Genomic DNA, 21840 nt, shown 5'->3' on the forward strand with positions numbered 1-21840 from the left:
CCGCTGTGATGGCGCCGCCGGGCATGGCCCGGCGCTACCTGAACGGTTTGCCGGTCGTGATGCCCCGCGTTGTGCGGGTGCTAGAATCCACGCTTTCCTCTGCGTTGTACCGTGCCATGCACCTGTCCCTGCTCAAGACCAAGATCCACCGCGCCACCGTCACCCACTCCGAGCTGAACTACGAAGGCTCGATCGCCATCGATGACAACCTGCTGGCTGCCACCGGCATCCGCGAGTTCGAGCAGGTCCACATCTGGGACGTGACCAACGGTGCGCGCTTCTCGACCTATGCGATCCGCGCCGAAGCCGGCAGCGGCATCGTCTCGCTCAATGGTGGCGCCGCGCGCCACGTGCAGGTCGGCGACATCATCATCATCGCCGCCTTCGCCAGCATGACCGAGCAGGAAGCGGACAGCTTCAAGCCGAAGCTGGTGTACGTGGATGGCAGCAACCAGATCACCCACACCAACGACACGATCCCGACCCAGGCCGCATGACAACGAACAACGGATTCGACTCGCTGCATTCCCACGCCCAGCGCCTGAAGGGCGCAAGCATCCCCAGCCTGCTCGCCGCCGAACCTGGCCGTGTGCAGGAGCTGGCGCTGCGGGTCGGTCCGTTGTACGTGAACTTTGCCCGGCAGAAGTACGACGCCGCGGCGCTGCAGGCGCTGCTGGCGCTGGCAGCAGAACGCGATGTCGGGGGCGCCATCAACCGCCTGATGCGCGGCGAGCAGGTCAACCTGACCGAAGGCCGCGCGGCGCTGCACACGGCGCTGCGTGGTGACGTGGTCGACGCGCCGGTGGCCGCCGATGCCCATGCCACTGCACGCGAAATCCGTCAGCGCATGGGAGTCCTCGTGCGTGCGCTGGAAGACAGCGGCGTGACCGACGTGGTGAGCGTCGGCATCGGGGGATCCGATCTTGGCCCGCGGCTGGTCGCCGATGCGTTGCGCCCGGTCAGCGGCGCGCGCCTGCGCGTGCATTTCGTATCGAACGTGGACGGCGCGGCCATGCAGCGCACGCTGGCCACGCTTGACCCGGCGCGCACCGCCGGCATCCTGATCTCCAAGACCTTCGGCACCCAGGAAACCCTGCTCAACGGCCAGATCCTGCACGACTGGCTGGGTGGCAGTGAGCGCCTGTATGCCGTCAGCGCCAATCCCGAGCGCGCAGCGAAGGCCTTCGCCATCGCCGCAGAGCGCGTGCTGCCGATGTGGGACTGGGTCGGTGGCCGTTACTCGCTGTGGTCGGCGGTCGGCTTCCCGATTGCGCTGGCGATCGGCTTCGAGCGTTTCGAACAGCTGCTGGAGGGTGCGGCGCAGATGGACGCGCACGCACTGGATGCACCGCTGGAGCGCAATCTGCCGGTGCTGCATGGCCTGACCGACATCTGGAACCGCAACCTGCTGGGCTGCGCCACCCATGCGGTGATGACCTACGACCAGCGCCTGGCGTTGCTGCCGGCCTACCTGCAGCAGCTGGTGATGGAAAGCCTGGGCAAGCGCGTGCAGCGTGACGGCCGGCCGGTGACCACCGATACCGTGCCGGTGTGGTGGGGCGGTGCGGGCACCGATGTGCAGCACAGTTTCTTCCAGGCGCTGCACCAGGGCACCAGCATCGTCCCGGCTGACTTCATCGGCTGTGTGCACAACGACGATCCCTATACCGTCAATCATCAGGCGCTGCTGGCCAACCTGCTGGCGCAGACCGAAGCGCTGGCCAACGGTCAGGGCAGCGACGATCCGCACCGCGACTACCCGGGCGGTCGTCCGAGTACGCTGATCCTGCTCGATGCACTGACGCCGCAGGCGCTGGGTGCGCTGATCGCCATGTACGAGCACGCGGTGTACGTGCAGTCGGTGATCTGGAACATCAACGCTTTCGACCAGTTCGGGGTCGAGCTGGGCAAGCAGCTGGCCAACCAGTTGCTGCCGGCATTGCAGGGCGAGGGCGTGGCGATCGCCGACCCGATGACCCGCGAGATCCTGGCGCAGCTGAAGGGCTGAGCCAGGTCGGGGATGTGTCGCCGGGCATTGGCCCGGCGTGCCGGGCTCAACGGCTCGGATCGCGTTCCGGGCTTGGCCGCTTGGCCAGTTTGCGCTGCAGCGACCGTCGGTGCATGCCGAGCAGGCGGGCGGCAGCGGACACGTTGCCGCCCGTCTCGTGCATCGCCTGCTGGATGTGTTCCCACTGCAGGCGACTGATCGGCGTCATCGCGTCGGGGACTTCCATCTCGCCGTCGTCGGCCGGGCCGTCGTCCTCTTCGCCCAGCGCGCGCAGGATCATCGGTACCGTTGCCGGCTTGGGCAGATAATCGTCTGCGCCCAGCTTGATGGCTTCCACGGCGGTGGCGATGCTGGCATAACCGGTGACCAGCAGGATCCGCATGTCCGCACGCAGGGCACGCAGGGGCTGGATCAGGGCCAGGCCGGAATCACTGCCGAGCTTGAGGTCGATCAGCGCGAAGGCCGGTGGATGCTGGCGGGCCAGCATCAGCGCAGTGGCCGCGTCCTGCGCGGTCTGCGTTTCCAGTCCCTTGCGCGCCAGGCTGCGCTGCAGGGTGCGCAGGTACAGCTCGTCGTCGTCGACCAGCAGGCCCTGGGTGGAGTGGTGCAGGCTCATGGGGTGTCCTCGCGTGGGGCCAGCGGCAGGCGGAAGCCGACGCGACTGCCGGCCCCCTGGGCCGGGCGCATCCACATCTCGCCGTCGAGGCGTTCGATGGTGGCATGGGACAGGGCCAGGCCGACGCCCATGCCCTCGCTCTTGCTGCTGCCGAACAGCGTGCCCGGCAGCACGGCGGCGCGGGCATCGAAGCCGTGGCCGTAGTCGCGGACTTCGCCGATCAGGTCGTCGCCGTCGATGCGCAGGCTCAGGTCCACGCGCGGGCGCCCGGCCTGCTCTCCGGCATCGGCCGCGTTGTTGAGCAGGACCATCAGCAGGTGGCCCACGCCGGGGTCCAGCGGCAGCCGCAGCGGCGCATCGTCGTTGCGGTGCAGGTCGATGGTCGGCCGCACCAGCCGCCATTGTTCCAGCACCTGCTGGGCGCTGGAGCGGCTGCGTCCGGGCATATCGGCCGATGCCGGCGCGGCCAGTGCCAGCACCCGTTCGCGGCACTGCACGAGCAGTTCGCGCAGGGTTTCCATGTCCTCGCGTACTTCCGGCTCCTCGCTGCGCTCGGCAACGTCGTCGGCCAGCAGGGTCATGGTCGCCAGCGGCGTGTTCAGTTCATGCGCCACCGAGGCGGCGTGGGTGGCCAGGGCGACAATGCCCTCGTTGCGGGCGAAGCGTTCACGCAGTGCCGAGAGCTCCAGTTCCCGTTGCCGCAGGGCCAGGGCCAGGCGCGTGGAGAACGTCAGCACGACAGTGGCGGAGATCAGGAAATTGGCGACCACGCCCCAGCGGTTCAGGTCCTGCGCACGGAAGTAGCCGTCCGGCAGCGGCTGGCCGAACAGTCCGCTGGCGGCGTAGCCGAGCAGGCAGGCCAGGGCCACCGCCAACGCCCAGCGCAGGGGCAGGGCGAAGGCGGCCAACGCAATCAGGATCAGGAACAGGGAGCTGAACGGATTGGCCATGCCGCCGCTCCAGCTGATCATCCAGGTCAGGATGATCACGTCCACCAGGATGTGGCCGAAGGCTGTCAGTGGCGCGGTATCGGCCCCTTCCGGCCGCAGCTGGGTGTAGACATTGAACAGCGCGAGCACGGCGACGCCGGCCCACAGCGGCAGTGGCGGCAGCGGCAGGCCCAGCACCCAGGTGGCGACCAGGATGGTGGCGGCCTGGCCGGCCACGGCCAGCCATCGCAGGCTGCACAGGGTGCGGAGAAACGGGGCGTCGGGACCAGTCATTCGCGCCCATCGTATGCGTTCGCGGGCGGGTGTGCCTGCGACAATCGGCCGCAGCCGTGCCGGCGGCTGAATGCGAGTCACCCGGAAACCGGAGGCGGGCGCTAGAATGCCCGCATGCACGACGCCGTTACCCGCCCGACCCCGCCTTCCGAGCCCACCGCCTGGTCCCGTCGCCAGACCCACGCCGTCCAGATCGGCGGAGTCACCGTCGGCGGCGGCAGGCCGGTGGTGGTGCAGTCGATGACGAATACCGACACCTCCGACGTGGCTTCCAGCGTGAAGCAGGTCGCCGAGCTCTGGCGCGCCGGTTCGGAAATGGTGCGCTTGACCGTCAACACCGTCGAGGCCGCGGCCGCGATCCCGCGCATCGTCGACAAGCTGGCGATGATGGGCATCGACGTGCCGCTGATCGGTGATTTCCACTACAACGGCCATCAGTTGCTGACTGCCGAACCGGCGTGTGCCGAAGCACTGGCCAAGTACCGCATCAATCCGGGCAATGTGGGCTTCGGCAAGAAGAAGGACCTGCAGTTCGCGCAGTTGATCGAGTTCGCCATCCGCTACAACAAGCCGGTGCGCATCGGCGCCAACTGGGGCTCGCTGGACCAGGCGCTGGCGGCCAGGCTGATGGATGAGAACAACGAGCGCGAGCAGCCCTGGGACGCCGGACGTGTCCTGCGCGAGGCACTGATCCGGTCAGCGCTGGATTCGGCCGAACAGGCCGTGGAGCTGGGCCTGCCGCGCGACCGCATCGTGCTGTCGGCCAAGGTCAGTGGCGTGCAGGAGCTGATCGCGGTCTACCGTGACCTGGCACAGCGTTCGGAGTTCGCGCTGCATCTGGGCCTGACCGAAGCCGGCATCGGCAGCAAGGGCATCGTTGCGTCGGCAGCGGCGCTGAGCGTGCTGCTGCAGGAAGGTATCGGCGACACCATCCGCATCTCGCTGACGCCCGAGCCGGGCCAGTCGCGGACGCAGGAAGTGATCGTCGCCCAGGAGCTGCTGCAGACCACCGGCCAGCGCGCGTTCACGCCGCTGGTGACGGCCTGCCCGGGATGCGGCCGCACCACCTCCGAGTTCTTCCAGGAGCTGGCCAAGGTGGTGCAGAACCACGTGCGCGAGAAGATGCCGCTGTGGAAAGTGCAGCACCCGGGGGCGGAAAACATGACCCTGGCGGTGATGGGCTGCGTGGTCAACGGCCCGGGAGAATCGCGGCACGCCAACATCGGCATCTCGCTGCCGGGAACCGGGGAGGCGCCGTCGGCGCCGGTGTTCGTCGATGGCGAGAAGAAGGTGACCCTGCGTGGCGAGAACATCGCCCAGGAATTCGTCGCCCTGATCGACGACTACGTCGAACGAACCTATGTCCGAAGCGCAGGATAAGCCCGCGATCCTTGCCGCGCCGGAGCCGGCCTCCGGCTTCCGTCACTGGATGGCGCGTAATGCGTGGCGCCTGGTCCTGCTGTTCGCCGGCGTGCTGTTGCCGCTGGCCGGCTTCGTCGCGCTGGCCGACGAGGTGCATGAGTTTGAATCGTTCCATTTCGACGCGCCGCTGCTGTGGCAGATGCACGGCCTGCATTCGCCGTGGCTGGACCGGTTCTTCGTGCTGCTGTCCCGGCTGGGTTACGAGTGGTTCCTGATTCCCGCCGATGTGCTGATCGTCGCGGCACTGCTGGGCTACCGCCGCTGGCGCGAGGCCACCTTCGTGGCTGTCAGTTTCCTCGGATCGGCACTGTTGAACATGGGCAGCAAGCGGTTCTTCCAGCGGGACCGCCCCAGCCTGTGGGAGTCCATCGCACCGGAATCGACGTTCAGTTTCCCCAGCGGCCACGCCATGGGGTCGATGACCCTGGCGGCAACCCTGGTACTTCTGGCCTGGAATACCCGCTGGCGCTGGCCGGTGCTGGTGCTGGCCCCTGCGTTCAGCTTGCTGGTCAGCGTGTCCCGGGTCTATCTCGGGGTCCATTACCCGTCGGATATCCTGGCCGGATGGTGTGCAGCACTGGTTTGGGTGGTAGGGTGCTACCTGGTCATGTTCAGTCGTCGGCATCCCTGGCGACGCCGCGATTCGCCGCCATCGACGGCCAGCGAAGCATCAACACAGGGGGAGTGACGTGGATGGCTCTTCGCGGGCGTCTACGTGATAGATGAGCTGTTTCGTTGCAGTGGGTTCTGCAAGACAGGGGGTAAGCACAATGCGTGAGACTGTGATCAACCCGGCACTCTTGCCCGGTATGCACTTCGACCGCGCTTGCGAGGGTTCGGCACCCTGCCTAGCTTGACCCGCAATGGCCGCATTCGAAGAGGTACGTGAATGACGATTCGAGTCTACCTGGTGGACGACCACGCACTGGTCCGCACCGGGATGAAGATGATCCTGTCGGGTGAGACCGACATCGAGGTGGTGGGCGAGGCCGAGACCGGCGAGGACGCGCTGCGCGAGATCCGCCAGCTGCAGCCGGACGTGGTGCTGTGCGACCTGCACCTGCCGGGTGTCAGCGGCATGGAAGTGACCGAGCGCATCGTGCGCGGCCATCGCAGCACGCGCGTGGTGATCGTGTCCGTCCTGGAGGATGGCCCGCTGCCGAAGCGGCTGCTGGAAGCCGGCGCGGCCGGGTACATCGGCAAGGGCTGCGACGCCCAGGAACTGCTGCGCGCGGTGCGCGACGTGGCAGGCGGGCGCCGCTACCTGGGCACCAGCATCGCGCAGAATCTGGCGCTGTCGACGGTGGAGGGGAATGGTTCGCCGTTCGACACCCTGTCTCCGCGCGAGCTGGAAGTGGCGCTGCTGCTGACCCAGGGATTGCGCCAGGAAGACATCGCGCGCCGCCTCAGCCTCAGCGCCAAGACCGTCAACACGCACAAGGCGCGCCTGTTCGAGAAGATGGGTATCCACGACAACATCGCGCTGGCGCGTATGGCCAGCCAGTACGGGCTGGTGGATCCGGCACGGCCGCTGTGAGGGTTTCAGCCAACGGCTGAGGTGCGTCGCGCGCCCGGAATCTGTCTTCCAGTTCCGGCCCGCGGTCGCGGGGCCAAGCGTCGGCCCCGCGCTCACCCATCGGGCGCTCAGGTGCCGCGCACGCGCTTGACGATGGCCGCCGCCTGCGCGGCGCTGGCGCGCACCTTGTCCCAGTCGCCGTCCGCAATCCAGTTGCCGGGCACCATCCATGAGCCACCGATGCAGACGACGTTCTTCTGCTCGAGGTACTCGGCGGCGGTGTTTTCCGTGATGCCGCCGGTCGGGCACAGCTTCAGATCGGCAATTGGACCGGCCACGCCCTTGATCATCGCCAGGCCGCCGACCGCCGTGGCCGGGAACAGCTTGCATACCCGGAATCCGCGCGCATGCAGCGACAGCAGCTCGGTCGGCGTCGCCGCACCGGGCACCACCGGCAGCGGCGCAGCGGCCAGCGCATCGGCCAGCGCGGGCGGCGTACCCGGGGTCACCAGGAAGTCCGCGCCGGCATCAATCGACTGCTGCATCTGCTCAACGGTCAGCACCGTACCGGCACCCACCACCACGTCCGGCAGTTCGCGCTTGAGCATGGCCAGCGCCTCCATCGCCACCGGCGTGCGCAACGTCAGCTCGATCGCCGGCAGACCGCCTTCCAGCAGCGCCGCACTCACCGCACGGGCCTGGTCCAGCGTATGAATCGTCACCACCGGCAGGATGCCCGCCGCATGCAACAGCTCCGCCGCCTTCAGCTGATGTTGTTCGATACCCATAGCTCTGCTTCTGCCTTTGCTTCCGAATTTGATTTTCAGTGATCACTTCGCGGCGTTGATGCGCTGGAAAGTGTGACGCCGCCACCAGCACACTCGCCGCCGCAACACACCCGCAGCGCTCTTCAACCCTCAGGCGTCCTTCGCCTCATGCGGCGCTGCCGCAGCCGCCGCATCGTGTCCCAGTTCGTACTCGGCGTCGTAATCCCACGGCCCGCCATCGGCCGCTGCCGGCCCGCACGAAATCGAAATGGCGCCCTGATCGGCCGGCCCGACCACACGACGGTTGATCGCGAACAGGTTGCGGCCCAGATCATTCGCCGCGGGCGCGGTGTTCGGAGCCTGCGTGCGTGCGGCCCATTCCGCAGCGTCCACGAGGACCTCCAGCGTGCCCGCCTCGCCATCCAGGCGGATGATGTCGCCTTCGCGGACTTTCGCCAGCGGACCCCCACGCGCGGCTTCCGGCGTGACATGGATCGCCGCCGGGATCTTGCCCGACGCCCCGGACAGCCGGCCATCGGTGACCAGCGCAACGCGTCGGCCCTGGTTCTGCAGAAGGCCCAGCAGCGGCGCCAGCGAATGCAGCTCCGGCATGCCGTTCGCGCGCGGGCCCTGGTAGCGCACCACCGCCACGAAATCCTGGGGAAGCAGCCCGGCAGCATGCAGCTTGTTGAGCACCTGGGGCGCATCAACGACAACGGCCGGTGCTTCGATCGAACGGTATTGCGGCTTCACCGCCGACAGTTTGATCAACGACCGGCCCAGGTTGCCGCGCAGCAGGCGCAGGCCACCCTGGCTCTCGAACGGAGCGTCGACGCCGCGCACCACCTCCTCGTCGGCACTGCGCTCCAGCCCGGGCAGATAGACCAGGGTGCCGTCACGTAGCTGCGGTTCGCGGGCGTAATCGGCCATGCCGCCGCGCGCCACACTGACCAGGTCGCCGTGCATCAGCCCGGCCCTGATCAATTCTCCGAACACGAAAGCCGGGCCGCCGGCCGCCGCGAAGCGGTTCACGTCGGCGTCGCCGTTCGGATAGACGCGGGCCAGCAGGGGAATCAGCTGCGACAGCTCGTCGAAGTCGTCCCAGGTCAGCACGATGCCGGCGGCACGTGCGACCGCGATCCAGTGGATGGTGTGGTTGGTCGAGCCGCCGGTGGCCATCAGGGCGATGACGGCGTTGATGATCGCGCGCTCGTCGATGATCCGGCCGAGCGGACGGAAATCCTCGCCCAGCGCGGTGATCTCCAGCGCACGCTCGGTGGCCTCGCGGGTGAGCGCATCGCGCAGCGCAGTGCCCGGGTTGACGAAGGATGCGCCTGGCAGCTGCACGCCCATCGCTTCCAGCAGTACCTGGTTGGAGTTGGCGGTACCGTAGAAGGTGCAGGTGCCTGCGCCATGGTAGGAGGCCGACTCGGCCTCCAGCAGTTCTTCGCGGGTGGCTTCGCCGGCCGCATAGCGTTCGCGCACCTCGGCCTTCTGCTTGTTCGGAATGCCCGGTGTCATCGGGCCGGCCGGAATGAACACCGCCGGCAGGTGGCCGAACGCGAGCGCGCCGATCAGCAGGCCGGGCACGATCTTGTCGCACACGCCAAGGTAGACCGTGGTATCGAACATGTCATGGCTGAGGCCGATCGCGGTGGCCTGCGCGATCACATCGCGCGAGAACAGCGACAGTTCCATGCCGCCGCGGCCCTGGGTGACGCCGTCGCACATCGCCGGCACACCGCCGGCCACCTGCGCGGTGGCGCCCAGTTCACGGGCGATCCCGCGGATCTGCTCCGGATAGGTCTCGAACGGCTGGTGGGCCGACAACATGTCGTTATAGGCGGTGATGATGCCCAGGTTCGGCGTCACCCCGCCGCGCAGGCGGCTCTTGTCGGTGCCGCCGCAGGCAGCGAAACCATGGGCGAGATTGCCGCAGCTCAGGCGGCTGCGGAAGGGGCCTTCGCGCAGGGCGGCGTCGACAGCGGCCAGGTAGGCCGCGCGCGAGGCAGCGCTGCGACGGATGACGCGGTCGGTGATGGCTTGCAGTTGCGGATGGAGGCTCATTGGCTACCGGCGTTCGAGGTGGCGAGAGGTGGGCGGCGGCGATATGCCGCCACCGACATCAATCTGCCCAGTGGACGCGCAGGCGCGCGCCTTCCAGGTGGATTGCGTTGAGGATCGGGTACTGCTGGGCATTGTTGCTGTCCAGCGCCTGCCGCAGCACCTGCAGCTTCTGCTTGCCGCGCAGCAGCAGCAGGCGCTGGCGGCACTGGCGCAGGCCGTGCGGGGTCAGCGTGATCCGCAGCGGCCACTGGTTGGCGCCCGGGCAGCCGGTCGCATCCAGTGCGGCATAGGGCAGGGGGCTTTCCAGCGCGCGGGCCAGGTCCTTCGAGCCGGGGAACAACGAGGCCGTGTGGCCATCATTGCCCATGCCGAGCGCGACCAGGCTGGGCGGCTGGCTGTGCTGTGCCTGCAGATTGGCGGTGTACACGCATTCCGGAAGCGGCTTGCCGATGCGCACCAGCGGGTCGAAATGTGCACCTTCGGCGCGCTTGAGCAGGTGCTCGCGTACCAGCCAGGCATTGCTGTCGCGATCCTGCGGCGACAGCCAGCGCTCATCGGCCAGGCTCACTTCCACGCGGTCCCAGTGCACTTCCATTTCTGCCAGCGCCTGGTACACCGGCGCCGGCGTGGTGCCACCGGACAGCAGGATGCGTGCGCGGCCGACTTCGTTGATGTCACGGTTGATGGTCTGTGCCATTTCGGTGGCCACCGCTTCGATCCAGCCATCGGCATCGCCGTGACTGACAAAATCGATGCGGTCGTCCTGGAAGACAGGGCTCATGCGGCAACTCCCGGAGCGTCACGTTCGGCATCGGCTGCATAGGCGGCAGCGCCCAGCAGGCCGGGGCAGGGGTGCATGATCGCCAGCGAAGGCACCCGCGCCATGATCGAGGAAAACCGGCCCTTGTGCTCGAAGCGCTGGCGGAAGCCGGAGTGCTGCAGCGAATCCAGCATTTTGGGCACCAGGCCGCCGGTCAGGAACACGCCATCCCAGGCACCCTGGATCAGCACCAGGTCGCCGGCGATGGCGCCGAACACTGCGCAGAACACATCCACGGTGCGCATCGCCTGCGGATCGCCGAGCGCGGCACGGGCGGTGACGTCGGCCGGCTGCAGATGGCCCGGGTCGACACCGGCCATCTCACAGACCGCACGATGGATGTTGACCAGGCCGGGACCGCAGATGAGACGCTCGTTGGACACGCGGCCGAACTGCTCGGACAGGATCTCCAGGATCCGCACTTCTTCCGGCGTGCCCGGCGGGAAGCTGACGTGACCGCCTTCGGTTTCCAGCGGGTAGCTGCGGCCGTGGCGCACCACCAAGCCACCGACGCCGAGGCCCGTGCCAGGGCCGATCACTCCGTAGTTGCGTGGCTGGCCCGGTGCGGCTGGCGTCCAGTGCGCACCGCCGATCTGCACCACGTCCTGCGGTTGCAGCAGGGCGACGGCCATCGCCTGTGCGGCGAAGTCGTTGATCAGGTGCAGCTCGTCGAAGCCGAGCATCGCTGCGGTGCGGCTGCGCGAGATCACCCACGGATGGTTGGTGATGCGTGCCTCGTCGCCATCGACGCGGCCGGCCACCGCAAACACGCCGCGGCGCGCGCTGGCCCCGGCCTGCTCAAGGTAGTGGCGGGCGGCATCGCCCAGCGACGGGAACTCGGCGACTGCGAACTCGCGGATGCTGTCCTTCTGCAGGGGCGCATCCAGCGAAGTGTCGGCCAGTGCGAAGCGGGCATTGGTGCCGCCGATGTCGGCGACCAGAACCGGCTGCGAGCTGCCACTCATGCCGAAGCTCCGGTGTCCGGCGCATCCACGCCCTGTGGCAGGAAGCCGGTGGCATCGGCCGGACCCCACTGGCCTGCAGGGTAAGGCTGGAGCGGCAGGCCGGCTGCCTTCCAGGCATCGGCGACGCTGTCGATCCACGCCCAGGCGGCGCGCACTTCGTCGTCGCGCACGAACAGCGCATGGTTGCCGTTGAAGGCGTCCAGGAACAGGCGCTCGTAAGCGATGCGGCGGTGCAGTCCCGTCGGCACCGACAGCTCCAGTTCCAGCGGATGCAGTTCCAGCGCGCCCCATTCCGGACCGGCCAGGCTGCTCATCAGGCCCAGCTCGATGTTTTCCTGCGGCTGCAGCTGGAACACCAGGCGATTGGGTGCGGCCTGCGCGCGCTGCGGGCGCTCGAACAGCCAATGGGTGACCGGCTTGAGGGTCACCACCACGCGGGTGGTGCGCTCGGGCAGGCGCTTGCCGGTGACCAGATGGAAGGGAACGCCGGACCAGCGCCAGTTGTCGATGTGCGCGGTGACGCCGGCAAAGGTTTCCACGTCGCTGCCTTCCGGCGGCTGGTAGGCCTGTGCCGGCTGGCCGTTGATGGTGCCGGCGGTATAGCGGCCGCGCACGCTGTCGCGGGCCGCATGCTGGGCGTCGAGGGGGCGCAGGGCGCGCAGCACCTTGACCTTCTCGTCGCGGATGCGGTCGGCTTCGAGCGAAGCCGGCGGTTCCATCGCCACCAGGCACAGCAGCTGCAGGATATGGCTCTGCACCATGTCACGCAGGGCGCCGGAGCGTGCGTAGTACGCGTCGCGGCCGTCCACGCCTTCGCTCTCTGCGACCAGGATGTGCACCGACTCGATGTAGTTGCGGTTCCACACCGCCTCCAGCAGGGTGTTGCCGAAGCGCAGGGCGATCAGGTTCTGCACCGCAGCCTTGCCCAGATAGTGATCCAGGCGGAACACGCGGTCTTCGTCGATCCACTGGCCGATGGTGCTGATGATCTCTTCGGCACTTTCGCTGTCGCTGCCGATCGGCTTCTCCAGCATCAGCCGGGCCGGTGCGGCAAGGGCGCCCCCCTTGGCCAGGCCTTCGCAGGTGGAGATGTACAGGCCCGGCGGAATGGCCAGGTAGCTCACGCACCGGCGGTCCACCAGGTCGGAGACGGCGGCGGCGACCGAGTCGACATCGCGCAGGTCCACCGAGCGGTAGTCGATGCGGCGCAGCAGCGCGGCGATGTCGTCCTGCGAGGCCATCGGCATGGCCTGCTGCAGGCGCGGGCGCAGGATGTCATGGAAGGCCTCGGTGTCATGGCCGGACAGGGCCAGCGCACGGATGCGGAAATCCTCCGGCAGCAGACCATCGCCAAGCAGGCGCAGCAGCGAAGGGAACAGATAGCGCTGGGCCAGATCACCTGTGGCACCGAACAGGAAGAGGGTGTCGTGCATCGCTCGAGTTTCAGATCCGGGTGACATCGTTGTCAATCGCTTCATGGCTGGGTTCGGGGGACATCCGCGCAACTGCCTGTCCGAGGTTCGCGGAACGCGATCTGCAGGGGATACCGGCAGGCCGTTCCATGCGAAACCACCGCACCGGCGAACGTTCCATTGTCCGCCGACGCAGGTCGGTGCGCACCGACCATCGGATAGTGCCACGTGAAAACGTTTACATGGCAGAATGGGCAACTGTATTCGATTGCAGTGCTCGCCGTCATGCGGCAGTCGCGCAATCATTGCTGCCATCGGGAGGGCCGAGGCAGTCCCAAAAGACAGCCCGGCGTCGGGCAGACCGGATCAGGTGATATGGCAAAAGTGCAGTTGCAGGGTGTGCGCAAGGTCTACGACAACGGCCAGGTTGCGGTGAAGGACGCCACTTTCGAGGTCGCCGATGGCGAACTGATGGTGCTGGTCGGTCCTTCCGGCTGTGGTAAGTCGACCCTGCTGCGGATGGTGGCAGGCCTGGAGGAGATCAGCGGTGGCACGCTGAGCATCGGTGACCGCGTGGTCAACGATGTGGCACCGAAGGATCGCGACATCGCCATGGTGTTCCAGAGTTATGCGCTTTACCCGCACATGACCGTGGCCGAGAACCTGGCGTTCGGCCTGAAGCTGCGTGGCCACGACAAGGCCACCATCGACAGGCGGATTGCCGAAGCGGCGCAGACGCTTGGCTTGACCGAGATGATGGACAAGCTGCCCAAGGCGATGTCAGGTGGCCAGCGCCAGCGTGTTGCGCTGGGGCGCGCGCTGGTGCGCGAACCTGCGGTGTTCCTGCTCGACGAGCCGCTGTCCAATCTCGATGCCAAGCTGCGCCACAGCGTGCGTACCGAGATCGCGCAGCTGCACCGCAAGCTGGGTACGACCATGATCTATGTCACGCACGACCAGGTCGAAGCGATGACGCTGGGCCAGCGCATCGTGGTGCTCAAGGACGGCATCATCCAGCAGATCGATACGCCGATGGCGCTGTATGACCGCCCGGCCAACCTGTTCGTGGCCGGTTTCCTCGGCAGCCCGGCGATGAACGTGCTGCGCGGGACATTGCAGGGCGATGCGGGCGGCGTGACGGTGGTCGAGGGTGAGTGGCGCGCGCCGCTGGGCCAGGCCACGATCGACCCCGCATGGCTGCAGAAGCCGATCAACGTCGGCGTGCGCCCGGAGCACCTGCAGCCGGCGACGGGAGATGACGCGCATGCGTTCACTGCGCGCATCGAGGGCATCGAGCCGGTCGGCAACGAGATCTTCGTCAACCTCAGCAGCGGCCAGCATGCACTGACCATGCGGGTGGCGCCGCAGGCGCTGCCGGCCGTGGGCGAGGACATCCGCGTTTCGATCCATCCGCAGGGCCTGCACTTCTTCAACGCGGAAACCGGCGAGCGCCTGTAAGAATCGGTGGCGCCGGGCCATGCCCGGCGTCATCGGCAGATCCATGCCCTGCGTGGGTGGGGCGCAGCCTCAGCGCGCCAGGCCATCGAGCAGCGGAATCCGCTGCGCGGGCGCATCGCCGACCTGCAGCGCAGCGTCGCCCGTTTCAAGTGGCAGCACCGCCAGCGCCAGATCGCCGGCCACGCTGGCGATCGTGCCCAGTGCCGTGCCGTCCTGCTGCACGCCGTCACCGGCCTGCGCCGGCGCATGGGTGTGCAGCAGCTGCACCGCGCGCTTGGCCTTGCCGAGGAAGTGGGTGCGGGCGACGATTTCCTGGCCCGGGTAGCAGCCTTTCTTCACGCTGTAGCCGTTCAGACGGTCCAGCCCCAACTGCTGCGGCGTCCACACCTCGCGCTGGCTCTGCTCCAGCCGGGGCAGGCCATACCGCAGGTCAGCCTGGCGCCAGGCCAATACAAAGGCCGCGTCGTCGTCCGGCCCACCGGCCGGGAAGGTGTCAGCGGCACCGATGCGCAGCGCGCGCGGCAGCGCGTCGCTGCCCAGGTCCAGCTCCCAACCGCCTGCATTGGCGGCGATCGCCGCGCCGGTAGCCGCTTCCGGTGCGGTGAACGCGCCGGCCACGGCCAGATCGTCGCGCAGCTGCACCTTGACCTTGCGGCGGAACACGAAACGCTGCAGTTGCGACGCAGTCGCATCCGCGTCGCCATCGGCGAACACCAGCATCACGTGATCCTCAGCCAGCCGGAGCAGCTGGAACACCGCCAGGGTGCGGCCCTTGGCACTCAGCCAGGCGCTCCACTGCCAGTGCTGCTGGGGCAGAGCGAGGACATCGCTGCTGAACTGGGCGTGGGCGAAGGCAGCTGCGTCCACGCCCTGCAGGCTCACCAGCTGGTGGCCCGGAAGGCGTGGATATCCGACGAAAGCAGGGGGCAGGTTGTCAGGCACGTGAACGAGGTCTAAAATTTGTGCGTTGCGAGACCGACCATGATAGGCCAAACAACCCCCACTCCCGACGACGAAACTGAAGCCCCGCTGGTCCCTGCGGCACCCGTGCCCGTGGAACAGGAAAAGGCAGAGGAATTCGGCGGCCGCGGCGGACTCGATCCGGTGCGGTATGGCGATTGGGAGAAAAACGGACGCTGCATCGATTTCTGATCAGCATTGAGCCAACGCGGCCGCGTGCCGCCCAGCCGAGACAACGAGCCCAGCGAATGGCGACCAGACAACGCCCACTTTCCCCGCACCTTCAGGTGTATCGCTGGCAGATTCAGATGGCCACCTCGATCCTGCATCGAGCCACTGGCGTCTTTCTGTCTGTTGGTGCCCTCATCATCGCTGCGGGCCTGCTGGCCCTGATGATGGGGCCCGATTCGTGGAACTGCTTCACCGGCCATGCCGGGGCCTGGTATGGCCGCGTGTTCCTGTTCGCGTGGACATGGTCGTTCGCCTATCACCTGTGCAATGGCATCCGCCATGTGGTGCAGGACTTCGCCATCGGCTTCAGCATCCCCGCCTTCATCCGCAGCAGCTGGCTGTCGGTCATCGGCAGCCTGGTGATCACCCTGCTGGTGTGGGCCTACGTGATGTTTGGAGGTGCCGCGTGAGCAAGTTCCGTACTCCGCTGAAGAACGTGCGTGGCCTGGGTTCGGCCAAGACCGGCACCGAGCACTTCGTGCACCAGCGCCTGACCGCCGCCGCCCTGGTGGTGCTGGGGATCTGGTTCCTGGTCTTCGTGCTGGGCCTGCTGGGTTCCGACTACGCGACCGCCACTGCTGCCATCGCCAAGCCGTGGAACGCGGTGCCGCTGATCGGCCTGCTGATCGCCATGTTCTGGCACGCACAGCTCGGCATGCAGGTTGTGCTGGAAGATTACATCCACGAATCGCTGCTGGCCCTGGTGCTGCAGACCGCGGTGAAGTTCGTCGCCGTGCTCGGCATGATCGTCAGTGTGTTCGCGGTGGGCCGCATCGCCCTCGGCGTTGCCTGAGCCCAGGCACCTACACAGGAATCCAGACTAGATGTCCGCTTACAAGATCACCGAACACAAGTACGACATGGTCGTGGTGGGCGCCGGCGGCGCCGGCCTGCGTGCCACGTTCGGCCTGGCCGCCAAGGGCCTGCAGACCGTGTGCCTGACCAAGGTCTTCCCGACCCGTTCGCACACCGTCGCCGCCCAGGGCGGTATCTCCGCCGCGCTCGGCAACATGGGTGAGGACGACTGGCGTTACCACTTCTTCGACACCATCAAGGGGTCGGACTGGCTGGGCGACCAGGACGCCATCGAATACATGTGCCGTGAGGCCATTCCGGCCATCATCGAGCTCGAGCACTACGGCGTGCCGTTCTCGCGTACCGCCGAAGGCAAGATCTACCAGCGCCCGTTCGGTGGCATGACCACCAAGTACGGCGAAGGCCCGGCGGCGCAGCGCACCTGCGCGGCGGCCGACCGTACCGGCCACGCGATGCTGCATACGCTGTACCAGCAGTCGCTGAAGCACGACGCGCGCTTCATGATCGAGTACTTCGCGCTCGACCTGATCTTCGACGACGAAGGCGTCTGCCGCGGCGTGCTGGCCTTGGACATGTCCGACGGCACGCTGCACCTGTTCCGCGCCCAGGGCGTGGTACTGGCCACCGGCGGCTACGGCCGAGCCTATTTCAGCGCAACTTCCGCGCATACCTGCACCGGCGACGGTGGCGGCCTGGCCATGCGTGCCGGCATCGCCATGCAGGACATGGAGTTCGTGCAGTTCCACCCGACCGGCATCTACGGCGCCGGCTGCCTGATCACCGAGGGTGTCCGCGGTGAAGGTGGCATCCTGCGCAACAGCAGCGGCGAGCGCTTCATGGAGCGCTATGCACCGCATTACAAGGATCTGGCATCGCGCGACGTGGTCAGCCGTTCGATGACCATCGAGATCCGCGAAGGCCGCGGTGTCGGCGAGCACAAGGATCACATCCTGCTCGACCTGACCCACCTGGGCCCGGGCGTGATCGATGACAAGCTGCCGGGCATCGCCGAGAGCGCCCGCATCTTCGCCGGCGTCGACGTGCACAAGCAGCCGATCCCGGTCATCCCGACCGTGCACTACAACATGGGTGGCATCCCGACCAACTACCACGGTGAAGTGGTGCGCAAGGTCGGCGACAACCCCGATGCCGTGGTGCCGGGCCTGTACGCCATCGGCGAAGCCGCCTGCGTGTCCGTGCATGGCGCCAACCGCCTGGGCTCCAACTCGCTGCTGGATCTGGTGGTGTTCGGCCGCGCGGTGGCCAACCGCTGTGCCGAGACCATCAAGCCGGGCGCGGCGCACAAGCCGCTGCCGGCCGATGCCTGCGACAAGGCGCTGGGCCTGCTGGACAAGCTGCGCCACGCCAACGGCGATACCCCGACCTCGGTCATCCGCGACCGCATGCAGCGCACCATGCAGGCCGACGCGGCCGTCTTCCGCACCAGCCAGACGCTGAAGGAAGGCTGCGAGAAGATGGACAAGATCTTCGATTCGTTCCAGGACGTGAAGGTCTCGGACCGTTCGCTGGTGTGGAACTCGGACCTGATCGAGACCTACGAGCTGAACAACCTGCTGCTCAACGCGGTGGCGACGATCAACTCGGCCGAACAGCGCAAGGAAAGCCGCGGCGCGCATGCGCACGAGGACTTCCCGGACCGCGACGACGTCAACTGGCAGAAGCACACCCTGGTCAGCGTCGACGAGAAGGGCAAGTGCAGCTTCGACTACCGTCCGGTGCACATGTACACGTTGACCGATGACGTGTCCGTGGTGCCGCCGAAGCCGCGCGTGTACTGATCCGACCCCGCCTACCATGCAATCCGCGCCTTGAGGGCGCGGGCCGCCTGAGCCAACGAGAGCAGCCATGGCCGAGTTTTCACTCCCCAAGAATTCCAAGATCACGAAGGGCCAGCACTTCCCCGTCAAGAACGGCGGCAAGAACGTGCGTACCTTCAAGATCTACCGCTGGAGTCCGGATGACGACAGCAATCCGCGCACCGATACCTATGAGGTCGATCTGGACGCCTGCGGCCCGATGGTCCTGGACGCGCTGATCAAGATCAAGAACGAGATCGATCCGACCCTGACCTTCCGTCGCTCCTGCCGCGAAGGCATCTGCGGTTCGTGCGCGATGAACATCGACGGCACCAACACGCTGGCCTGCACCCGCGCCATCGCGGACTGCGGCAAGAAGGAAGTGCCGATCTACCCGCTGCCGCACATGAACGTGGTCAAGGATCTGGTTCCGGACCTGACCCACTTCTACGCGCAGTACGCCTCGATCAAGCCGTGGATCCGCACGCAGACGCCGGCGCCGCCGGATCGCGAGCGCCTGCAGTCGCCGGAAGACCGCAAGAAGCTCGATGGCCTGTACGAGTGCATCCTGTGCGCCTGCTGCTCGACCAGCTGCCCGAGCTACTGGTGGAACGGCGAGCGTTACCTGGGGCCGGCGATCCTGCTGCAGGCCTACCGCTGGATCATCGACTCGCGCGATGAGGACACCGGTGCGCGCCTGGACGATCTGGAAGATCCGTTCAAGCTGTACCGCTGCCACACCATCATGAACTGCGCCCGCACCTGCCCGAAGGGCCTGAACCCGGCGCTGGCGATTGCCGAGATCAAGAAGCTCATGATGGAGCGTCGCGCCTGATCCATCCCGCATGCGGCCGCATCGACGGCGGCCGCACGCACCCCAGCCGAGCCACGCCATGCGTGGCTTCGCTGTATCTGGAGGCCTGCAATGGATGAAGAAACCCTGCTGAAGAAGCTGCGCTGGCGCTGCCGGCGTGGCATGCGCGAACTGGACCAGCTGTTCGAACGTTACCTCGACCGCGAATGGAGCGCTGCGCCGACCGAAGAGCGCGAGGTTTTCCTGTTCCTGCTCGACTGTGAGGACGATAAATTGTGGCGCTGGTTCATGGGCTACGAGGTCTGCCCGCATGCGCACGCCATCCCGCTCATGGACAGGATCCGCGCCCTCAAGCCTTGAGTGGCGCCCTTCACGGCTGCAGGCGGGTGCCCAGCTGGCGGTACTGCTCGCCGCCCCCTGGCTGCTGCGCGCTTCGGATCTGCCCCGAGACGCCCTGGTTCCCGTCGTACTGCTGGTCTGGGCGCTGGGCCTGGCCGAGCTCTTCTGGCGCCTGCGCCGGCCGAAGGTGAGGGTGTGCCTGCCGGCGTTGCCCGCTCCGCTGCAGGTGGCGGGGCAGGCGCTGGACGCTCCACAGCTGGTGATCCGCGGCCCGTGGCTGTTGCTGCATGGGCGCCAGGGGCGGCGGCAGCGGCGCCTGCTGTTCTGGCCGGATGTGCTCGATGCCGGGCAGCGACGTGAACTGCGACTGGCCGTCGCCGCACGCGCCGTTTCCCGTCGAGCCCGGTCGATGGCACCATAGGCTGAATCGTCCGGCGTGCCTGCATGTTCAAACCCATTCCCGTGGCCATCGGCCTGCGCTACCTGCGCGCCAAACGCCGCAACGGCTTCATCTCCTTCATTTCGATGGCATCGATCCTGGGCATCGCGCTCGGCGTTACGGTGCTGATCACCACCCTGGCGGTGATGAGCGGCTTCCAGAAGGAAATCCGCAGCCGCCTGCTGCAGATGACGGCGCATACCACCATCAGTCGCGACGGCGAGCCCATGCCGGACTGGATGCGCGTGGTGGACGTGGCCAACAAGGACCCGCGCGTGGCGGGCGCCGCACCCTATATCGAGATCCAGTCGATGATCAGCGGCCCGCGCGTGCAGGGTGCGATCATCCAGGGTATCGACCCGGCACTGGAGCCGAAGGTGTCGGTGATCGACCAGAAGGTGGTCAAGGGCAGCTACGACAGCCTGAAACCCGGCAGCTTCAATCTGCTGCTGGGCAAGGAACTGGCGATCTGGCTGGGCGTCGATGTCGGCGACCAGGTGCTGGTGACCTTCGCCGAAGTGCAGGGCACACCTGCAGGCGCCGTTCCGCGGATGAAGCGCTTCACCGTCAGCGGTATTTTCGAGGCCGGCTACAACGAGGTCGACCGCGGCGTCGGCTTCGCCAACATGAAGGATCTCGAGCGCGTACTGCGCGCCGATGGCGCGACCGGCGTGCGCCTGAAACTGCACGACATGGACCGCTCGCTGGAAGTCGGCGTGGACCTTGCGCAGAACCTTGGCGGCGCCTATCGCGTAAGTGACTGGACCCAGCAGAACGCCAATCTCTACCACTCGCTGCGCATGGAGAAAGTGGTGATGGGCATCCTGCTGTCGCTGATCATCGCCATGGGCGCGTTCAATCTGGTGTCCTCGCAGGTGATGCTGGTCACCGACAAGCAGGCGGACATCGCCATCCTGCGCACGCTTGGCCTGACCCCGGCCGGGGTGATGCAGGTGTTCATGGTGCAGGGCTCGTTGATCGGCATCTTCGGCACGCTGGCCGGACTGATCGGCGGCATCACCCTGACCTTCAACCTGGAACGCATCCTCGGTGCCATCGAGCGCGTGTTCAACGTCAAGCTGCTGCCGGAAGACGTGTACTACATCACCGGCCTGCCGACGGACATGCAGACCGGCGACGTGGTGGTGATCACCGTGGTCGCACTGCTGATGAGCTTCCTGGCCACCCTGTATCCCGCCTGGCGGGCGGCACGCACCCAGCCGGCGGAGGCCCTGCGCTATGAATGAAGCCTTTGACCGCGGCCAGGAAGTGATCCGCGCCGAGCACCTCGGCAAGATCTATGCCGAAGGGCGCATGCAGACCCCGGTGTTCGACGGCCTGAACCTGACCGTCACCGCGGGTGAAACCGTGGCCATCATCGGCGCGTCCGGTGCAGGCAAGAGCACGCTGCTGCACCTGCTGGGGGGACTGGACGTACCCAGTGCCGGCGAGGTGTACGTGGCCGGTCAACGCATGTCGGCGCTGTCGGATACCGCGCGTGGCCTGCTGCGCAACCAGGCGCTGGGCTTTGTCTACCAGTTCCATCACCTGCTGCCGGAATTCACCGCGCTGGAAAACGTGATGATGCCGCTGCTGCTGTCCCGCTCGCATTCGCCGATGTCACAGCGGGCGATGTTCGCCGGCCTGGGCGTGGTGGGGACGGCGCTGGCCAGCATCGTCAACGGGGCCACCGCCTTCGTCCGTGGTCGTCCTGAAGTGGAGGAGGCGGCCGCGCGCGCGACCTTGCTGCTGGAGTCGGTCGGGCTGGGCCATCGCCTGGACCACAAACCGGGCGAGCTTTCCGGTGGCGAGCGCCAGCGTGCGGCGGTGGCGCGCGCGCTGGTGAACCATCCGGCCTGCGTGCTGGGCGACGAGCCGACCGGAAACCTGGACGATCGCACGGCCGGCACCGTGTTCGACCTGATGCTCGAACTCAATCGTGCCCGCCATACCAGCCTGGTGCTGGTCACCCACGACCGCGGTCTGGCGCGGCGCCTGGACCGGGTGCTGGAGCTGCGCGAAGGGCGCCTGCACGAGCTGGCCCACGCCGACGTCTGAGCGGCCGGCAACGTGCACCTCCCGGCGCCTGAACGGTGGCGCCGGGATTCTCGCCGCCCATACCCGGGCAGGCGCATGATGGCCCCCGGTTC

The 21840-nt window shown here is 67.2% G+C and carries 23 protein-coding genes; 15 read left to right on the plus strand and 8 right to left on the minus strand.

Annotated features, from left to right (window positions below):
- Positions 1-116: 116 nt before the first annotated feature.
- The gene (gene panD, locus ACVOMM_RS04645; RefSeq protein WP_053517331.1) at positions 117-497 is read left to right on the plus strand and encodes an aspartate 1-decarboxylase; all 381 of its coding nucleotides are present in this window, start codon (positions 117-119) and stop codon (positions 495-497) included.
- Positions 494-2008 (plus strand): glucose-6-phosphate isomerase, encoded by a 1515-nt coding sequence (gene pgi / locus ACVOMM_RS04650; RefSeq protein ID WP_481525935.1) that lies wholly within the window; start codon positions 494-496, stop codon positions 2006-2008. Before panD ends, pgi begins: the two co-directional genes overlap by 4 nt.
- Before the next feature lie 46 nt (positions 2009-2054).
- Here pgi and ACVOMM_RS04655 read toward each other — a convergent pair whose 3' ends face one another.
- Together ACVOMM_RS04655 and ACVOMM_RS04660 are read right to left on the minus strand one after the other, a co-directional pair.
- The gene (locus tag ACVOMM_RS04655) at positions 2055-2624 is read right to left on the minus strand and encodes a response regulator transcription factor (protein WP_053517280.1); all 570 of its coding nucleotides are present in this window, start codon (positions 2622-2624) and stop codon (positions 2055-2057) included.
- Positions 2621-3847 carry an ATP-binding protein gene (locus ACVOMM_RS04660; protein WP_065174948.1) on the minus strand — a complete coding sequence of 409 codons (1227 nt, stop codon included), beginning with the start codon at positions 3845-3847 and terminating at the stop codon, positions 2621-2623. The genes ACVOMM_RS04655 and ACVOMM_RS04660 overlap by 4 nt, the downstream gene beginning before the upstream one ends.
- Positions 3848-3961: 114 nt before the next feature.
- On the opposite strand from ACVOMM_RS04660, the gene ispG reads away from it, so the two are divergent.
- From ispG to ACVOMM_RS04675, 3 genes are all read left to right on the plus strand, one after another.
- Entirely contained in the window at positions 3962-5227 is a 1266-nt protein-coding gene (ispG, locus tag ACVOMM_RS04665; RefSeq protein ID WP_053517283.1) for a flavodoxin-dependent (E)-4-hydroxy-3-methylbut-2-enyl-diphosphate synthase, read from the plus strand.
- Positions 5208-5957, plus strand: a complete 750-nt coding sequence (locus ACVOMM_RS04670) for a phosphatase PAP2 family protein (protein WP_053517284.1) — start codon at positions 5208-5210, stop codon at positions 5955-5957. The genes ispG and ACVOMM_RS04670 overlap by 20 nt, the downstream gene beginning before the upstream one ends.
- A 201-nt stretch (positions 5958-6158) precedes the next feature.
- Positions 6159-6806 (plus strand): response regulator, encoded by a 648-nt coding sequence (locus ACVOMM_RS04675; RefSeq protein WP_065174949.1) that lies wholly within the window; start codon positions 6159-6161, stop codon positions 6804-6806.
- Positions 6807-6913: 107 nt separating this feature from the next.
- On the opposite strand, the gene eda is transcribed toward ACVOMM_RS04675, so the two are convergent.
- From eda to zwf, 5 genes are all read right to left on the minus strand, one after another.
- Positions 6914-7573, minus strand: coding sequence for a bifunctional 4-hydroxy-2-oxoglutarate aldolase/2-dehydro-3-deoxy-phosphogluconate aldolase (gene eda, locus ACVOMM_RS04680; protein WP_065181278.1), 660 nt, complete (start codon positions 7571-7573; stop codon positions 6914-6916).
- 129 nt (positions 7574-7702) lie between these two features.
- Positions 7703-9619 carry a phosphogluconate dehydratase gene (gene edd / locus ACVOMM_RS04685; protein ID WP_445393709.1) on the minus strand — a complete coding sequence of 639 codons (1917 nt, stop codon included), beginning with the start codon at positions 9617-9619 and terminating at the stop codon, positions 7703-7705.
- A gap of 58 nt (positions 9620-9677) precedes the next feature.
- Entirely contained in the window at positions 9678-10400 is a 723-nt protein-coding gene (pgl, locus tag ACVOMM_RS04690; protein WP_053517289.1) for a 6-phosphogluconolactonase, read from the minus strand.
- Positions 10397-11404, minus strand: coding sequence for a glucokinase (glk, locus tag ACVOMM_RS04695; protein ID WP_053517290.1), 1008 nt, complete (start codon positions 11402-11404; stop codon positions 10397-10399). The genes pgl and glk overlap by 4 nt, the downstream gene beginning before the upstream one ends.
- A complete protein-coding gene (zwf, locus tag ACVOMM_RS04700) occupies positions 11401-12837 on the minus strand; it encodes a glucose-6-phosphate dehydrogenase (RefSeq protein WP_197571627.1) in 1437 nt (478 codons plus the stop codon). Before zwf ends, glk begins: the two co-directional genes overlap by 4 nt.
- A gap of 354 nt (positions 12838-13191) precedes the next feature.
- On the opposite strand from zwf, the gene ACVOMM_RS04705 reads away from it, so the two are divergent.
- The gene (locus ACVOMM_RS04705) at positions 13192-14274 is read left to right on the plus strand and encodes an ABC transporter ATP-binding protein (protein WP_065174953.1); all 1083 of its coding nucleotides are present in this window, start codon (positions 13192-13194) and stop codon (positions 14272-14274) included.
- A gap of 69 nt (positions 14275-14343) precedes the next feature.
- Here ACVOMM_RS04705 and ygfZ read toward each other — a convergent pair whose 3' ends face one another.
- On the minus strand, positions 14344-15216 hold the full coding sequence (gene ygfZ, locus ACVOMM_RS04710; RefSeq protein ID WP_481525936.1) for a CAF17-like 4Fe-4S cluster assembly/insertion protein YgfZ: 873 nt from the start codon (positions 15214-15216) through the stop codon (positions 14344-14346).
- A gap of 39 nt (positions 15217-15255) precedes the next feature.
- Between ygfZ and ACVOMM_RS04715 the strand changes: the two genes are divergently transcribed.
- From ACVOMM_RS04715 to ACVOMM_RS04755, 9 genes are all read left to right on the plus strand, one after another.
- Complete coding sequence (locus tag ACVOMM_RS04715; protein WP_074901279.1) at positions 15256-15426, plus strand: DUF1674 domain-containing protein; 171 nt, start codon at positions 15256-15258, stop codon at positions 15424-15426.
- 56 nt (positions 15427-15482) lie between these two features.
- Complete coding sequence (gene sdhC / locus ACVOMM_RS04720) at positions 15483-15875, plus strand: succinate dehydrogenase, cytochrome b556 subunit (protein WP_004153151.1); 393 nt, start codon at positions 15483-15485, stop codon at positions 15873-15875.
- Positions 15872-16258 (plus strand): succinate dehydrogenase, hydrophobic membrane anchor protein, encoded by a 387-nt coding sequence (gene sdhD / locus ACVOMM_RS04725; RefSeq protein ID WP_053517295.1) that lies wholly within the window; start codon positions 15872-15874, stop codon positions 16256-16258. Before sdhC ends, sdhD begins: the two co-directional genes overlap by 4 nt.
- Positions 16259-16289: 31 nt before the next feature.
- Positions 16290-18080 (plus strand): succinate dehydrogenase flavoprotein subunit, encoded by a 1791-nt coding sequence (gene sdhA / locus ACVOMM_RS04730; protein WP_053517296.1) that lies wholly within the window; start codon positions 16290-16292, stop codon positions 18078-18080.
- A gap of 67 nt (positions 18081-18147) precedes the next feature.
- Complete coding sequence (locus tag ACVOMM_RS04735) at positions 18148-18933, plus strand: succinate dehydrogenase iron-sulfur subunit (protein ID WP_053517298.1); 786 nt, start codon at positions 18148-18150, stop codon at positions 18931-18933.
- 90 nt (positions 18934-19023) lie between these two features.
- Positions 19024-19272, plus strand: a complete 249-nt coding sequence (locus tag ACVOMM_RS04740; RefSeq protein WP_053517299.1) for an FAD assembly factor SdhE — start codon at positions 19024-19026, stop codon at positions 19270-19272.
- A complete protein-coding gene (locus ACVOMM_RS04745; RefSeq protein ID WP_111185440.1) occupies positions 19223-19672 on the plus strand; it encodes a hypothetical protein in 450 nt (149 codons plus the stop codon). Before ACVOMM_RS04740 ends, ACVOMM_RS04745 begins: the two co-directional genes overlap by 50 nt.
- 23 nt (positions 19673-19695) lie before the next feature.
- On the plus strand, positions 19696-20937 hold the full coding sequence (locus tag ACVOMM_RS04750; protein WP_065174956.1) for a lipoprotein-releasing ABC transporter permease subunit: 1242 nt from the start codon (positions 19696-19698) through the stop codon (positions 20935-20937).
- The gene (locus tag ACVOMM_RS04755; RefSeq protein ID WP_065174957.1) at positions 20930-21748 is read left to right on the plus strand and encodes an ATP-binding cassette domain-containing protein; all 819 of its coding nucleotides are present in this window, start codon (positions 20930-20932) and stop codon (positions 21746-21748) included. The genes ACVOMM_RS04750 and ACVOMM_RS04755 overlap by 8 nt, the downstream gene beginning before the upstream one ends.
- Positions 21749-21840 lie beyond the last annotated feature (92 nt).

The sequence above is a fragment of the Stenotrophomonas sp. STEN009 genome (assembly GCF_056760395.1).

Excerpts from the sequence above, each read along its gene's own strand:
- panD (WP_053517331.1), top strand. The coding sequence starts at position 117 with ATGCACCTGTCCCTGCTCAAGACCAAGATCCACCGCGCCACCGTCACC.
- pgi (WP_481525935.1), top strand. The coding sequence starts at position 494 with ATGACAACGAACAACGGATTCGACTCGCTGCATTCCCACGCCCAGCGC.
- ACVOMM_RS04655 (WP_053517280.1), bottom strand. The coding sequence starts at position 2,624 with ATGAGCCTGCACCACTCCACCCAGGGCCTGCTGGTCGACGACGACGAG.
- ACVOMM_RS04660 (WP_065174948.1), bottom strand. The coding sequence starts at position 3,847 with ATGACTGGTCCCGACGCCCCGTTTCTCCGCACCCTGTGCAGCCTGCGA.
- ispG (WP_053517283.1), top strand. The coding sequence starts at position 3,962 with ATGCACGACGCCGTTACCCGCCCGACCCCGCCTTCCGAGCCCACCGCC.
- ACVOMM_RS04670 (WP_053517284.1), top strand. The coding sequence starts at position 5,208 with ATGTCCGAAGCGCAGGATAAGCCCGCGATCCTTGCCGCGCCGGAGCCG.
- ACVOMM_RS04675 (WP_065174949.1), top strand. The coding sequence starts at position 6,159 with ATGACGATTCGAGTCTACCTGGTGGACGACCACGCACTGGTCCGCACC.
- eda (WP_065181278.1), bottom strand. The coding sequence starts at position 7,573 with ATGGGTATCGAACAACATCAGCTGAAGGCGGCGGAGCTGTTGCATGCG.
- edd (WP_445393709.1), bottom strand. The coding sequence starts at position 9,619 with ATGAGCCTCCATCCGCAACTGCAAGCCATCACCGACCGCGTCATCCGT.
- pgl (WP_053517289.1), bottom strand. The coding sequence starts at position 10,400 with ATGAGCCCTGTCTTCCAGGACGACCGCATCGATTTTGTCAGTCACGGC.
- glk (WP_053517290.1), bottom strand. The coding sequence starts at position 11,404 with ATGAGTGGCAGCTCGCAGCCGGTTCTGGTCGCCGACATCGGCGGCACC.
- zwf (WP_197571627.1), bottom strand. The coding sequence starts at position 12,837 with ATGCACGACACCCTCTTCCTGTTCGGTGCCACAGGTGATCTGGCCCAG.
- ACVOMM_RS04705 (WP_065174953.1), top strand. The coding sequence starts at position 13,192 with ATGGCAAAAGTGCAGTTGCAGGGTGTGCGCAAGGTCTACGACAACGGC.
- ACVOMM_RS04715 (WP_074901279.1), top strand. The coding sequence starts at position 15,256 with ATGATAGGCCAAACAACCCCCACTCCCGACGACGAAACTGAAGCCCCG.
- sdhC (WP_004153151.1), top strand. The coding sequence starts at position 15,483 with ATGGCGACCAGACAACGCCCACTTTCCCCGCACCTTCAGGTGTATCGC.
- sdhA (WP_053517296.1), top strand. The coding sequence starts at position 16,290 with ATGTCCGCTTACAAGATCACCGAACACAAGTACGACATGGTCGTGGTG.
- ACVOMM_RS04735 (WP_053517298.1), top strand. The coding sequence starts at position 18,148 with ATGGCCGAGTTTTCACTCCCCAAGAATTCCAAGATCACGAAGGGCCAG.
- ACVOMM_RS04740 (WP_053517299.1), top strand. The coding sequence starts at position 19,024 with ATGGATGAAGAAACCCTGCTGAAGAAGCTGCGCTGGCGCTGCCGGCGT.
- ACVOMM_RS04745 (WP_111185440.1), top strand. The coding sequence starts at position 19,223 with ATGCGCACGCCATCCCGCTCATGGACAGGATCCGCGCCCTCAAGCCTT.
- ACVOMM_RS04750 (WP_065174956.1), top strand. The coding sequence starts at position 19,696 with ATGTTCAAACCCATTCCCGTGGCCATCGGCCTGCGCTACCTGCGCGCC.
- ACVOMM_RS04755 (WP_065174957.1), top strand. The coding sequence starts at position 20,930 with ATGAATGAAGCCTTTGACCGCGGCCAGGAAGTGATCCGCGCCGAGCAC.